Genomic DNA, 13,580 nt, shown 5'->3' on the forward strand with positions numbered 1-13,580 from the left:
CCCCAGTCCAGCACACCACGATCCAAGATCACTGGGACAACTGGCGCCGTATCCCGTCGGTGTCGATCAATGACCACACCTCGGCGATGCGGCCCTCGCGGAAGCGGTAGAACACGTGCTCGGCGAACGCGACCTTGCGGCCGCCCGCGTCGATGCCGAGGAAGACCTGCTGCGGTGTGCAGTCGAACCACAGCCGGCAGGCCACGTGGCCCGGGCCGGCCACGAGGAGCTGGACCTCGTACTGCAGATCAGGGATTCTCCGCAGATCGTCAGCAAGTCGCGCCGCATAGTCGGCCCGCGTCCAGTCGTCGCCGTTGTAGGTGAGCCGGTCATGGACGAACCGGTCGAGTTCCTCGAAGCGCCGCCCGTTCAGCGCGGCGATGTAGTCGAGATAGATCTCCTCGAGTGCTCTGCTCATCGTGACAGTGTGACCAGTGCTTCCGTCACCGCGTCGGGTGCGCGGAGCGGCAGGAAGTGGTCGGCGCCGGGCAGGCGCACCAGGCGGCAGCCGGGGATCCGGCGCGCCGCCTCGACGCACGCCGGGACGAACGACGGGCGTTCGAGGTCGCCGAGCAGCAGCACGCTGGGGGTGGCGACCTCCTCGAGCCGGGACCACGCGTCGCCGTCGTCGGCCAGGAAGTCGCCGCCCCAGTTGAGCCAGAAGCGGACCGCCGAGCGCAGCAGATCAACGACCAACGGGTCGCGCCCGGCTCTCGCCCACCGGGCGACACCCTGCTCGACGAAGACGTCCGGATCGTCGCTGTCGGGCTCGTCGCCCGGGTCGTGCGCGGGCGGCGCGCCGGAGATGCCGGGGCAGGCCAGCACCAGCCCGCGGACCCGGTCCGGCTCGGCGAGGGCGAGGTCGAGCGCGGTGCCGCCGCCCATGCTGCAACCGGCGAACAACGCCGGCCCGACGCCGAGCCGGTCGAGCAGCCGGCGGAGATCGTCCAGTCGCGAGAACGGCCCGGCCGGCGGCGCGGAGCGGCCGAAACCCCGTACGTCATAACGAATCAGCCGGTGACGCCCGCCGAGCCGCTCCCAGACGGGATCCCAGATGCGCGCGTCGCCGACTCCGGGGTGAACCAGCACGACCGGCGGCAGATCCTCCCCGGTGTCCTCGGCCCACAGGACTCCGTCGCTCACATCGATGAATCGCTCCACGGCGATGACCATGCCATAGCTCAGCAGCCTCCGTTGCACGCGAGGACGCGCAGCCGGTCGAGGGTGCCGTGCCACTGGTTCGAGTCACCGGCGAACGGGCCGCTGCTCGAGTACTGCCAGAAGGACCAGGTGGGCGCCCCGGCCGGCAGGGTGCCGGGAGTGCTCGCGTACCGGGCGGGCCAGAGCGGCGAATTCGCCCAGAAGCCCGAGTAGTTGCCGGTGCACCTCTGCCACCAATCCGTGGTGGTGTAAATGACCGCCCACCGGCCGGTACGGGCGTGGTAGCGGTCGAGGAACGCGGCGATCCAGTTGCGCATGCCGGTGGCGTTCAGCCCGTAGCAGGTGTCCGTGCCGGCGTACGGGTTGTACTCGATGTCGAGCGCGCCGGGCAGCGTCCGGCCGTCGGCCGACCAGCCGCCGCCGCGCGAGGCGAAGAAGTCGGCCTGCGCCGAGCCGCTCGACCGGTTCGGCAGGGCGAAGTGGTACGCCCCGCGGATCATGCCGACGTTGTACGAGCCGTTGTACTGCTGCGCGAAGTAGGGGTTCACGTACGAGCCGCCCTCGGTCGCTTTCACGTAGGCGAACCTGGATCCGGCGTTCCACTGCGCCTGCCAGTTCACGGTGCCCTGATGACTGGCGACGTCCTGACCGTAGGTGACGGTGGCGGCACAACAACGCGACAGCCCGCGAGTGACGCCCGATCAGGTTCGGCTATTCGGGATCCTCCTTGACGCGGGCCACCAGTTGGGTGGGGTTGACGAAGCGCAGCGCGATGACCAGCAGGACCAGCATGGAGGCCATGTAGATGACGGCCATGGCGTCGACGGACTGCTGGGCGCGGATGCCGGCGGCGGACATCGAGTAGTAGAGGGCCACGACCAGGGTCTGCGAGTCGGGGCCGGCGGTCAGGAACGTCAGCTCGAACATGCCGACCGTGCGGACCAGGACCAGGATCGAGGCGGCCAGGATGCCGGGGACCAGCAGCGGGGACAGGATGCGGACGAAGACCTGGCCGGTGCGGGCGCCGCACATGCGGGCGGCTCGTTCCACGGACGGGTCGATCTGCTCGATGAACGGGGTCATCGTCAGGATGACGAACGGGATCGACGGGACCAGGTTGGCCAGCACCACGCCGGCCAGGTGACCGGCCAGGCCGTATTTGTAGAGCACGGTGGCCAGCGGAATCCCGTACGTGATGGGTGGCATGAGGATCGGCAGCAGGAAGAGCAGATAGATCAGGCGGCGGCCCGGGAAGGAGCGACGGGCCAGGATGTACGAGGCGGGGACGCCGACCAGCAGCGAGATCGCCACCACCAGCAGGGCCACCTCGAGCGTGACGATCAGGATCTGGAACAGGCCGAACTCGTTCCAGGCCGAGGCGTACCACTTCGTCGTCCAGCCCTGCGGCAGCCACGTGTCGAACCAGCGTTCGCCGAACGAGTTGACCACCACCGAGAAGATGACACCGGCCAGGTGGACGAAGAAGAACACCACCGCGCCCCAGACCAGCCAGGCGCCGACAGTCATGCGGGACTTCATCCCTTGCCTCCCGTCGATCCGGTGTAGAGCAGCGACCGCAGGCCGAGCACCACCGCGACGACGGCCAACTCGACCAGGCCCATGATCACGGCGATGGCGCTGCCGAGCGGATAGTCGTAGACCTCGTACGCGGCGTGGTAGGCGGCGATCGAGATGACCCGTGTCGTGCCGGCCGGATCGCCGACCAGGACGGCCGACGGGAAGACGCTGAACGCCAGCACGAAGGTCAGGCAGAACGTGGTGGCCAGGCCGGGCGCGAGCAGCGGCAGGGTGATCCGGTGGAAGCGCTGCCACCAGCCGGCGCCCAGGGTCGCCGCCGCCCGGTCCAGGGTCGGGTCGATGCCCGAGAGATACGACAGGATCAGCAGGAACGCGAACGGGAACCCGGTGATGACCAGCGAGAAGAACACGCCCCAGTAATTGTTCGTGAGCCGCACCGGCTCGTCGGTCAGGCCGATCGTCATCAGCGTGCGGTTGAACCAGCCGGTCGGCCCCAGATAGTTGAGCAGGCCCTCGGCCGTCAGCACCGTGCCGAGCGTGATCGGCACGACCAGAATCGTTGTCAGCACACGCTTTCCGCGGAAACGGCCTCTCATCCGGTACGCGATGGGGACCGACGCCGCCACGTTGAGGATCGCCGCCGGTAGCGCGAGCCCGAGCGTGGTGGCGATGGTGTCGCGTTGATAGGCGTCGGTGAAGAACGCGCGATAGGCGCCGAACACGCCGCCTTCGGCCGGTTGGAAGGACAGGCCTATGCCGTACGCGAACGGGTAGACGAAAAGCGCGAGCACGCAGATCAGCGCCGGCGCCAGAAGGAGCAGTTGCCGGTCGATGCCACGTTCGGCCAGACGATGCCGCCGCGCCACCCGGGTGCTGCTGGTGTCCCGGTCGGGCAGGGTCGCCGTCATGGGAACACCAGCACGCGGGACGGGTCCGCCGTCACCGTGATCCGGTCGCCGGGCGACGGCCGCTCGGTCGCGCGGAGGAAAAGAGCAACCCCTTCCGCTGTACGGGCTTCGATGGCCAACTCGCGTCCCTGGTACTCCACGACCTCGACCGTCACCGGCACCCCGTGCGGGCCGGCGCGCAGATCCTCGGGGCGGATGCCGGCCACCACGTCGTCGCCCGGCGCGACCGGGCCGACCGGCGTGCCCTCCAGGGTCAGGCCGGAGCCGTCGAGGGCCACCGTGTCGCCGTGCACCGCCTTCACCTTCATCGGCAGCAGGTTGCGATAGCCCATGAAGTCGGCCACGTGCGCGTTGGCCGGCCGGTTGTGCAGCTCCTCGGGGGTGCCGATCTGCTCGACCCGGCCGTCGCGCAGCACGACCAGGCGGTCGGCCAGCGACAGGGCCTCCTCCTGGTCGTGTGTCACGTAGACCGTGGTGAGGCCGAGCGACTGGTGGAGCCGCCGGATCTCCGTGCGCATCTCCAGGCGCAGCTTGGCGTCGAGATTGGACAGCGGCTCGTCCATGAGCACGAGCGACGGCTCCAGCACCACGGCCCGGGCGATCGCCACCCGCTGCTGCTGGCCGCCGGAGAGCTGGCCCGGCAGCTTGCGGGCGTGCTCCTCCAGGCGGACCAGCTTGATCGCCTCGTCGGTGCGGCGGCGCACCTCGTCGCGGGGAAGGCGGCGCATCTGCAGGCCGAAGGAGATGTTCTTGCGTACGGACAAATGGGGGAAGAGCGCGTAGCTCTGAAAGACCATGCCGAACCCGCGACGCTCCGGCGGAAGCGTGTCGAGCCGGGAGCCGTCCTGCCAGATGCTGCCGTCGGTCAGGGGCAGCAGGCCGGCCAGGCAGTTCAGCGCGGTCGACTTGCCGCAGCCGGACGGGCCCAGCAGGGCGATGAACTCGCCCCGCCGGATCGTCAGGCTCAGCCCGGTCAGCGCGTCCTTGCCGCCGAAGCGCCGGCGCACCCCGTCCAGGCGCAGCTCCTGAAAGGTGGTCACTTCTTCACCTTCGCGCCGCCGATCTCGCGGTCCCATTTGTCGAACGCCGCCACCAGGGCTTTCGCGTCCAGCGGCACCTCGATCGGGTTGTCGGCGATGAGCTTGTCGTACTCGGGCCGCCCGTACTCCTCAATCGCCTGTTTGCTCTCGGCCGGCGCCATGTCGAGGGTCACGTCCTTCACCGCCGGGCCGGGATAGAAATAGCCTTTGTCGTACGCCTTGGCCTGCTGCTGCGGGGTCAGCATGTCCTGGAGCAGGTTGACGATCGCGGTCTGCTTGCCGGCCGGCACGCCCTTGGGGATCACCGCGTAGTGCGCGTCGGTCACCCAGTGGAAGCCGTCCAGGGCCTGGACCTTGGCCTCCTTGGGCACGGTGCCGAGCACGCGCGGGTTGATGTCCCAGCCGGTCGTGGTTGCGATGATCTTCGCGGAGCCGTTGGCCAGGTTCTTCATCGTCTCGCTCGTGCTGGACGGGTAGAGCGTGACGTACTTGTTGAGCTCGGCCAGGTACTGCCACGTCTTGGCCCAGCCGTTCTCCGGGTCCTTGGGGTCGCTGTCGCCGAGCAGGTAGGGCAGGCCCATGAGCAGGGTGCGGCCCGGGCCCGAGTTCGAAGGGCGGGCGTACTGCACGGCGCCGGGGTTCGCTTTGGCGTACGCCAGAAGGTCCTCAGCGGTTTTCGGCGGGTCGGGGACCTTGGCCGGCAGATATTCGATCAGCGGACCGGACGGGTAGTAGGTGACCGTGACGCCGTAGTCGCCGGCCAGCTTCTGCATGGCGGCGGCGCCCTCGGAGTAGTTGGCCATGCCGGTGAGCCGGCTCTTGGCGTCGGCCAGCGACGTCCACAGTCCCTGCTCGATGCCGGCGGCCAGGCCGTCGACGCCGGTCAGCACGAGGTCGATGTCGACGCGGTTCGCGTTCTGCTGCGCCTTGATCTTGCCGACCAGCTCGGGGGCGGTGGCCTTGGAGTAGGTGACCTTGCCGATCTGATCCTTGTTCTTCGCGACGAACTCGTCGATCATTCCCTGGGTCAGCTGAAGGTTGCCGGCCACGTCGAGGATGTTGACGGTGACGGGCCCGCCGGCGTCGCCGTCCGGGCTGTCGGGGGCGCCGCATGCTGCGGCCAGGAGAACGGCGGCTACGGCGGCGGTGAACAACTTTCGGGACATGGTCTCTCCTCAGGCGGGGCCGGTGGAGCCTCGTACCATCAGTTGGGTGGGTAGTTCGCGGCGTTCCTTGTGCTGTCGTCGTAGCAGCAGATCAACGCCGGCCTGACCGGCCAGCTCTTTGGGAAGCGCGACGGTCGTCAGGGCCGGATGAACCATCGCCGAGAGCGGGATGTCGTCGAAGCCGAGCACGCTGATGTCGCCCGGCACGTCGACACCACGGGCCGCGAAGCGGTGCAGCAGCCCGAGCGCGACCAGGTCGTTGTAGGCGATCACCGCGGTCACCTGCTCGGCCAGCACCCGATCGGCCACGGAGACGCCGCCCTCGAACTGCGGAGCCACGTTGCCGGTTTCGACAAGTTGGACTTTGCCTTTGGCGACCGTCCGCAACGAGCGAAGCCGTTCCCGGTTGGCCCATGAGGATCTGGGCCCGGCGACGTACGCGACCCGGCGGTGCCCGAGCGCAACGAGATGGCTCACGGCCTGGCGCATCCCGTCGAGGAACTCGGCCGTGACCGACGGAACGCCCGGGATGCGCCGGTAGAGCAGCACGACCGGCACTTCGGCGGCCAGATCGCGCAGTTCGGCCTCGGCCATCCGCGGCGAGCAGAGCAGCACCCCGTCGACCTGCTTGGCCAGCTTGCGAACCAGCCCCGCCTCAGCCGCCGGATCCTCGTCGGTGTCGGCCAGGAAGACGGCGTGGTCGGCCTCGTGGGCGCGGGCCTGCACCCCTTTGACGATGCTGGGGAAGAACGGATTCCCGAGGTCCGGCACGAGCAGCCCCAGGTTCCCCGTCCGCCCGGTGATCAGCCCGCGGGCCGCCCGGTTCGGGTGGTACCCGAGGCTGGCCGCGATCTCCTTGACCCGATCCCGCGTGGACGGCCGGACAACCTCAGGATTGGACAGCGCCCGGGTGACGGTGGCGGCCGAGACACCGGCCGCACGAGCCACATCCTTGATGGTCACTGCCATGCGGGCCAGACTGCAATCCGTTTTATTCGGATGTCAATGCATCGACCATGATCTCTTTCTTAGCGCATGAAAACCTTTACAGATCATGGACATGCCCGTGGTCCAATGACCGCATGGTGCCCTCAGACCGCCTGCCGGCCTTCGCCGCGATGTCGTTCCTGCTGGTGGTCATTCCCGGCCCGAGCGTCCTGTTCATAGTCGGCCGCGCCTTGTCACAGGGCCGCCGAGCCGCCATGGCCTCAGTCCTGGGCAACACAGCCGGCGGCTACGTCCTGGTCGTCGCGGTGTCCCTGGGCATCGGCCCGATCGTGCAGCGCTCCGCCTTGGTCTTCACCACCCTGAAACTGGCCGGCGCCGCCTACCTCATCTACCTGGGCGTCCGCGCGTGGCGCGAGCGCGGTTCCTTGCAGGCGTCCTTCACCGGCACCACCCCCACACGCGGCTCGTTGCGCACGTTCGGCGAGGGCTTCACGGTAGGTGTCTCCAACCCGAAGGGCATCGTCTTCTTCTCAGCAGTGCTCCCCCAGTTCGTGGACGCCACCCAGGGCCACGTCATAGCCCAGATGCTCCTACTGGGCCTCATCTTCAACCTGGTGGCGATAACTTCGGACTGCGCTTGGGGCTTGGCCGCCTCCACCACTCGCAGTTGGTTCGCCCGCTCCCCCCGCCGCCTCTCTCTGGTAGGCGGCTTGGGCGGCCTGACAATGATCGGCCTGGGCGTCTCGGTAGCCATCACCGGCCGCAAGGATTGACCGGCAACGGCACGGAGCACACACCACCTGCCACACCAAAGCTGCCGCGTCCACTCAGCGGCACCCGGATTTGGCACTGCTCTGTGTCAAGAGGCGGTGGGAAGCGGCGTTCTAAGGTGGTCTTCGGCGGGTCCGGGAAGTGAGTTCTCCGAAGAGTCGACCTTGGGTTTCGGGTCGGCCGCGCTGGATTGCAGAGTCGCCCCCACGTGTCCTCCCGGCCCCGTCTTGATCCGTTTCGCGTCGGCGACCATCCGCTCGTAGACGATGTCGGACAGGCGGCGCTTCAACGCCCGCATCGCCTCCATCGGAGTCTTGCCGTCGGCGAGTTTGCGCCGGTAGTAGCGGCGGCCTTCGGTGTCCCGGCGTAATTGGACCACCGCCATGATGTGCAGGGCGCGGTTAATGCGCCGATTGCCGGCTCGGGAGAGCCGATGCCAAATGAGAGCCACACATAGCCTGCGGGTAGGCAGCCGAAATGAAAGCGACTCTGCCGGTCACCTCGACCATGCCTGGCCGGGCAGCGGTCACGCCACCAGTAGATAAGTAGCCGAGACGAGTGCGTCCGATCATGCCGAGGTCATTGCTGTTATCAGTGCGGACCGGCGCCACGCGGTCAGATGGACCCATGGATTCAGCATTCGTGTCAGTCCGTTTCTTTTGGCTGTTTTCTGCGGGTGGTTTGACGCCGTCGCGGAATACTTTCCGTTGCGCCGCGGGAATGGTCGCGACAGGAGGCCGGAAACCTGTTTGTATTTTCCCGGTGGTTGCGGTTGGGGGGCTGGATCGGGTTGTCATGTCCCGGCGGGGATGGGTGTATGGCATGGCGTGGGGTGCCGGCGGGTGTGTGATTGAGGTCCGCTTGCACGATCCGGATGCCGGCTCGGTGAGTGTGCTGGCGGTGGGGCCGGTGGCCGGCGGCGCCGGCGTTTCGGTGGGGGTGGCGTTGGCTGCTGCGCCGGGGTCTTGACGGGCTTCGGCGGGCATGTCCGGCCCCGCTGGGCCGCCCGGACCCGCTGGGCCGCCCGGACCCGCTGGGCCGCCCGGACCCGCTGGGCCGCCCGGACCCGCTGGGCCGCCCGGACCCGCGGGTTCCGAGCCCGTGCTGGCCGGGCCTGTGCTGGTCGAATCACGGCCGACCGGGCTTGTGCTGGCCGGACCTGTGAGGGCCGGACCTGTGAGGGCCGGACCTGTGAGGGCCGGACCTGTGAGGGCCGGATCAGGGCCGACCGGGCTTGGGGTGGCGGAGTCGATCGGGCTGACGGCGACCGGGCTGACGGCGACCGGACTGACGGCGACCGGGCAGTGCGGGGCGGGCGAGCGGCGCTGACGCGGCCTGTAGGGGCGAGGTGGCGCCAGGGGTGGCATCGGAGCATCGCCGTGCAGGCTGCGCCATTTTCGGGTGTGTCGTTGTATCAATCCGTATTGCCGGCGCTCGTGATGATCGCGGCGGAATTCTTCCTCGCCGGCGGAGTAGTTACGGCGCCGGGTGGGATCACGCCATTGAGATATCTGCGTCTGGCTGAACAACTGAATCTGACCCCGTATCTGGCGCATGAGTTATTCTCCCGCAAGCCCAGCCGGAGCGGTAAGAGAGAAAACGTGCCACATTCGCGCGGACCATCAAATAGGCCTGAATTCTCATGCCGCTGTCCGCGCGCGCCCGCCACCTGAGGCAACGGCTCTCTGAACTCGTACCCTCCGTAGGGTCGGATCGCTGTGGCGGCAATGCGGCGGTTGGTGGCGATCGTTGCCGGAACGGGACCGATCCTCGAGGAGCATGTGAACGACAACGACGAAGTTCTGCCGCATCTACTCATTGCCGCTGATTCGTCGACGCGGTGGCGGCAGGGAACACCCGCGGCGTCACAGATTTCCTCGCCGCCATCGAAGTCCTGTATGCCGGCGAAGATCCCGACGCACGCAACGTCGTGGAAGTTCATGGAAGACCTGCTGGCACTGCCGGATGCCAATGAGCAGGAAGCCATCGAGGTCTTGCAACGGAGGGCCGGACCGAGGACGCTCACGGGCCTGATCGTGACGCGCACATACTTACACCCACCCGGTGACGAGCCCCGTCCCGAGTCGTAGAAAACTCCCGGCACCCCGCAGAAAAGGTGCGTTCGGGCGGTTACCGTCGGCGTGGCCGGATCGCTCCGCCGTAGAGATGGACGCGGTGGTCGACGTCGTGATCGGGTGTGCGAGCAAGGAACCCATCGGTCTCGATTTCGCCATTGGCCATGAGCAGCAGCCAGTCCTCGTAGAACCAGCTCGGATTGCACTGGCAGGTTGTAACGGCAAACCGGAAGTTCGCACGGTAGCGGCCGATCTCCCCCGGCAGGAGTTTGAAGAGGCGGACCGGTCCACTCTGGCGGGGGTAGGCGGCGCTGCCGGGCAGCCGGTCGACAAGTACGGCCGAGGTTTCCTTGGACAACCACAGGCCGAGGTCGCGAGCCCGCTCGACGCCACCGCTGCTCACCTGATGGCGGGTTGTGTATCCGGTGGTTTCGTCGGCGAGTACGTCGTGGATGACCACGTCTGCTCCGTCCGGTGATTCTGGTAGCAGCACCGGGCGGCGCACTCCGCGCCGGGCGTTCGCGTGCGGTGCGCCGCGGGCGGCCGCGCTCCAGCGCACGCGTGTCCGCTGGATGGTGATCACGATCCACCATGGCGTCTGGGGTGGCGATTCGCCAACCGATTTCCGGGTTCGCCGTGGCTGGCGCGTCAGCGCCGCGGCTGGTTCACGCCGCGCATTTTCCGATATACGGCCGTGATACCGAGAAACAGCCCGCCGGCCAGGACAAGTGTGACAGCCACGTTGGCGATCACCGGCTGGTCCTGGAGGAAATACTGCTTGACGTAGTTCGAGCCGACGATGATCACAACGTAGACCCACCAGGGTGCCCATCGCCCGTCCGTCTGCTTCCTCGCGTTCATGGCGCCCGCCTCCAATGCAGGGTTCGGCCTCCCCACATCGTTTCCGGGACTGCCATGCCTGCCATCCATCAGAGGATTGAGGGCCTTGTCATCAATTAGTCGCACGGCCCGCCTCGTTCGAGCTGGTGACGGCCGCGGCAGTCGATCCCCAGCCGGCCGAAACGGCCGATGCCGAGGCTGTCCGCTGCGGAGGTGGACGCCGAGCATCGACCCCGCAGTCGCGATAGCAAACGGACCCGCTTCCCCGGTTGACTTTGTTTCGTGCCGATGACAGCGTTGTCATCGGCTTATTCATCGTTGTAAACCGCGGCTAGGAGTGCGCGTGTTCCATCGATCCACCCCGCGACGCGGCCAAGCGGCCGCCACCGTCGCCATCCTGGCGGCCGGCCTCGCGCTGGCCGCCTCGTCACCCGCCAGCGCCCACGGGCAGAGCTCCACCGTGGTCTCCGGAAAGGCGCGCTTCGAGGTCCTCTCCCCCACCCTGATCCGCACGGAGTACGGGACGTTCACCGACGCCTCCACGTTCAACGTGATCGGGCGTGACTCCTTCGCTCCGGTGCGCTTCACGAAGCGTACGGACAAAGGCTGGTTGACCATCGACACCGGCGCCCTGACGCTGCGCTACAAGGTCGGGTCGGGCTCTTTCACCGCCGACAACCTCGACATCAAGCTGCGCGCCGGCAAGCAGACCGTGCAGGCGACTCCGTGGGCCGGCCACTATCCGCCCAGCTGCGAGGCCGGCGTCCTCTGCGAGGCCGAGGCGCTCGACGTCCGCGGCCCTGGCGTGGCCACCGACCACCGTGACTACACCGGCAAGGGCTTCACCGCGGGCTACACCGGCACCGGCGACGCCATCGTCTTCACCACGGCCGCCACCGGCAGCCTGCAGCTGGCCGTCCGCTACGCCAACAGCACCGGCGGCGACGGCCAGAACGTCACCCGCACGCTGACCGTCGCCGTCGACGGCGTGAACCAGACGCTCAGCCTGCCGCCCACCGCCAACTGGGACACCTGGGGCGTGGCCACCGTGACGCTCACGCTCGGCACCGGCACGCATCAGATCAGCGTTCTCAAGGGCGCCGGCGACACCGGCAACGTCAACATCGACAGCCTCGCGCTGATCAACCCCGGTGACGCCTACCCGGCGCCGACCCCGCCCGCGCCGCAGCCCTGCGCGTTCGGCACCGTCTGCGAGGCCGATCATGGCACTCTCGCCGGCGGCGCCCGCACCGCGTCCGACCACAACGGATACGCCGGTGACGGCTTCCTGGCCGGGCTCGAGAACACCAGCTCCTCGGCCGCGCTGACCGTGACCGGCGTGCCGGCCAAGGGCACCTACCGGGTGCAGGTCCGCTACGCCAACGGCAAGGCCGGCGCCCAGCCGGTGCAGACCCGCACGATGACCGTCAACGGCGCCACGGTGACGCTGCCGGCCACGTCGAGCTGGGATTACTGGCGTACGGTCGAAGCGCCTGTCGCCTTGGACAAGGGCACCAACACGGTGACCTTGGCCTGCCCGACCGCCGCCAGCTGCAACGTCAACGTGGACACGGTCGCCCTGGTGCGGGCCGGCACCCCGCTGCTCGCCCCGCACGCCGCGCTCGGCGGTTACCGCCGCGGCCTCGACGGCGTCAACGGTGCCGCGCTGACCGAGCCCGGCCTGCTCTACCAGGACGGCTGGTCGCTGCTCGACGACTCCGCGTCGGCGCTCTACAACACCCGGACCGGCAAGGTCACGCAGCGTACGGGTACGGCGCAGGACGGGTACGTCTTCGCGTACGGCCAGGACTACACCCGCGGCCTGAACGAGCTGTCGAAGCTGACCGGCCCCACCAAGCTGCTGCCGAAGTGGGCGTACGGCGTCTGGTACTCCGAGTACTACGACCGCACCGCCGCCGAGTTCCAGGACATCGTCAAGCGTTTCAAGTCGGAGAACGTGCCGCTGGACGTGCTGATCGTCGACACCGACTTCAAGGCGCCGGACAAGTGGAACGGCTGGAACTTCGACACCACCCGCTTCCCCGACTACAAGGCGTTCCAGTCCTGGCTGAAGAAGCAGGGCATCACGACCAGCCTGAACATCCACCCGAGCATCCTCGGCTCGGACCCGAAGTTCGCCCAGGCCCAGGCCACCGCCAAGGGCAAGCTGAAGAGGACCGGCTGCAACGGCGGCGCCGACTGCTACACGTTCGACTTCGGCGACCCCGACCAGCTCAAGGCCTACTTCGACCTGCACTCGTCGCTGGCCGACCCGGATTTCTGGTGGCTTGACTGGTGCTGCGACGCCTCCACCTCGACGCTGGCCGGCGTGACCGGCGACGCCTGGATCAACCAGCAGTACGCCGCCCGCGACGGCTTCGCGTTCTCCCGGGCGTACGGGTCGTTGCAGGCCGGCGGCTACGGCAACCCGACCGCGGTGCCGACCGGCCCGTGGGCCGACAAGCGCACCACGCTGCACTTCACCGGTGACACGGTCTCCACCTGGGAGACGCTGCAGGCGCAGGTCGGCTACACCCCGGGCGAGTCGGCCGCGACCGGCCTGGCCGCGGTGAGCCACGACATCGGCGGCCACACCGGCGGCCTGTCCACCGAGAAGGGCGCCGAGCCGGACAGCACCAAGCTGCCGGACGACCTCTACGCCCGCTGGGTGCAGCTCGGCACGTTCCAGCCGATCGACCGCCTGCACTCCAACCACAGCGACCGCCTGCCCTGGCAGTACGGCCCGGCCGCCGAGGCCTCGGCCACGAAGTTCCTGCAACTGCGCAAGAAGCTTCAGTCCTACACGTACGCGACGGCCCAGCAGGCCACCCGCACGGGCACCCCAATCGTCCGCCCCATGTACCTGGCCTACCCGGGCCAGCAGGAGGCGTACGCGACGGCCGGCTCGCAGTACCTCTACGGCGACGACTTCCTGGTCGCGCCGGTCACCACCCCGGGGGAGACCGCGACCACCACTGTCTGGTTCCCGCCGGGCCACAACTGGAAGGACTACTTCACCGGCAAGGTCTACAAGGGCGGCACCATTCAGCAGGTGACGTCGACCCTGGCCACGATGCCGGTGTTCGTCCGCTCCTGAGCAATCCGCTCCGGCGCCCCCGGCCACCGTCCGGC

14 protein-coding genes are annotated in these 13,580 nt (G+C 68.3%); 3 read left to right on the forward strand and 11 right to left on the reverse strand.

The features are described 5' to 3' along the window. Positions 1 to 28: 28 nt before the first annotated feature. Genes CRP55_RS30565 through CRP55_RS30600 form a run of 8 tightly spaced genes read right to left on the reverse strand, consistent with a single transcriptional unit; the run spans position 29 to position 6,783 of the window. Positions 29 to 418 (reverse strand): ester cyclase, encoded by a 390-nt coding sequence (locus CRP55_RS30565; RefSeq protein ID WP_097324188.1) that lies wholly within the window; start codon positions 416 to 418, stop codon positions 29 to 31. After that, entirely contained in the window at positions 415 to 1,161 is a 747-nt protein-coding gene (locus CRP55_RS30570; protein WP_218854739.1) for an alpha/beta fold hydrolase, read from the reverse strand. Before CRP55_RS30570 ends, CRP55_RS30565 begins: the two co-directional genes overlap by 4 nt. Positions 1,162 to 1,181: 20 nt before the next feature. Next, on the reverse strand, positions 1,182 to 1,844 hold the full coding sequence (locus CRP55_RS30575; protein ID WP_097324193.1) for a lysozyme: 663 nt from the start codon (positions 1,842 to 1,844) through the stop codon (positions 1,182 to 1,184). Positions 1,845 to 1,872: 28 nt separating this feature from the next. Then, positions 1,873 to 2,688, reverse strand: coding sequence for an ABC transporter permease (locus CRP55_RS30580; RefSeq protein WP_245923488.1), 816 nt, complete (start codon positions 2,686 to 2,688; stop codon positions 1,873 to 1,875). Between the two features lie 8 nt (positions 2,689 to 2,696). Then, positions 2,697 to 3,608: an ABC transporter permease gene (locus tag CRP55_RS30585; protein ID WP_097324199.1), complete on the reverse strand. Its 912-nt coding sequence runs from the start codon at positions 3,606 to 3,608 to the stop codon at positions 2,697 to 2,699. After that, a complete protein-coding gene (locus tag CRP55_RS30590) occupies positions 3,605 to 4,648 on the reverse strand; it encodes an ABC transporter ATP-binding protein (RefSeq protein WP_097324202.1) in 1,044 nt (347 codons plus the stop codon). The genes CRP55_RS30585 and CRP55_RS30590 overlap by 4 nt, the downstream gene beginning before the upstream one ends. After that, positions 4,645 to 5,814: an extracellular solute-binding protein gene (locus CRP55_RS30595; protein WP_097324205.1), complete on the reverse strand. Its 1,170-nt coding sequence runs from the start codon at positions 5,812 to 5,814 to the stop codon at positions 4,645 to 4,647. The genes CRP55_RS30590 and CRP55_RS30595 overlap by 4 nt, the downstream gene beginning before the upstream one ends. 9 nt (positions 5,815 to 5,823) lie before the next feature. After that, the gene (locus tag CRP55_RS30600; protein ID WP_097324208.1) at positions 5,824 to 6,783 is read right to left on the reverse strand and encodes a LacI family DNA-binding transcriptional regulator; all 960 of its coding nucleotides are present in this window, start codon (positions 6,781 to 6,783) and stop codon (positions 5,824 to 5,826) included. Positions 6,784 to 6,896: 113 nt separating this feature from the next. On the opposite strand from CRP55_RS30600, the gene CRP55_RS30605 reads away from it, so the two are divergent. Next, entirely contained in the window at positions 6,897 to 7,535 is a 639-nt protein-coding gene (locus CRP55_RS30605) for a LysE family translocator (RefSeq protein ID WP_097324211.1), read from the forward strand. An 86-nt stretch (positions 7,536 to 7,621) separates the two neighbouring features. On the opposite strand, the gene CRP55_RS30610 is transcribed toward CRP55_RS30605, so the two are convergent. Next, positions 7,622 to 7,918 carry a hypothetical protein gene (locus tag CRP55_RS30610; RefSeq protein ID WP_218854740.1) on the reverse strand — a complete coding sequence of 99 codons (297 nt, stop codon included), beginning with the start codon at positions 7,916 to 7,918 and terminating at the stop codon, positions 7,622 to 7,624. Positions 7,919 to 9,272: 1,354 nt separating this feature from the next. Between CRP55_RS30610 and CRP55_RS52340 the strand changes: the two genes are divergently transcribed. Next, on the forward strand, positions 9,273 to 9,623 hold the full coding sequence (locus CRP55_RS52340; protein ID WP_143235010.1) for a hypothetical protein: 351 nt from the start codon (positions 9,273 to 9,275) through the stop codon (positions 9,621 to 9,623). A 40-nt stretch (positions 9,624 to 9,663) separates the two neighbouring features. Here CRP55_RS52340 and CRP55_RS30625 read toward each other — a convergent pair whose 3' ends face one another. Next, on the reverse strand, positions 9,664 to 10,191 hold the full coding sequence (locus CRP55_RS30625) for a hypothetical protein (protein WP_245923489.1): 528 nt from the start codon (positions 10,189 to 10,191) through the stop codon (positions 9,664 to 9,666). A gap of 65 nt (positions 10,192 to 10,256) precedes the next feature. Beyond that, complete coding sequence (locus CRP55_RS30630; RefSeq protein WP_245923490.1) at positions 10,257 to 10,574, reverse strand: hypothetical protein; 318 nt, start codon at positions 10,572 to 10,574, stop codon at positions 10,257 to 10,259. Between the two features lie 217 nt (positions 10,575 to 10,791). On the opposite strand from CRP55_RS30630, the gene CRP55_RS30635 reads away from it, so the two are divergent. Beyond that, positions 10,792 to 13,545: a TIM-barrel domain-containing protein gene (locus CRP55_RS30635; RefSeq protein ID WP_097324361.1), complete on the forward strand. Its 2,754-nt coding sequence runs from the start codon at positions 10,792 to 10,794 to the stop codon at positions 13,543 to 13,545. The last annotated feature ends 35 nt before the right edge of the window (positions 13,546 to 13,580 follow it).

This window comes from Paractinoplanes atraurantiacus (assembly GCF_900215205.1).
Lineage (GTDB): Bacteria > Actinomycetota > Actinomycetes > Mycobacteriales > Micromonosporaceae > Actinoplanes > Actinoplanes atraurantiacus.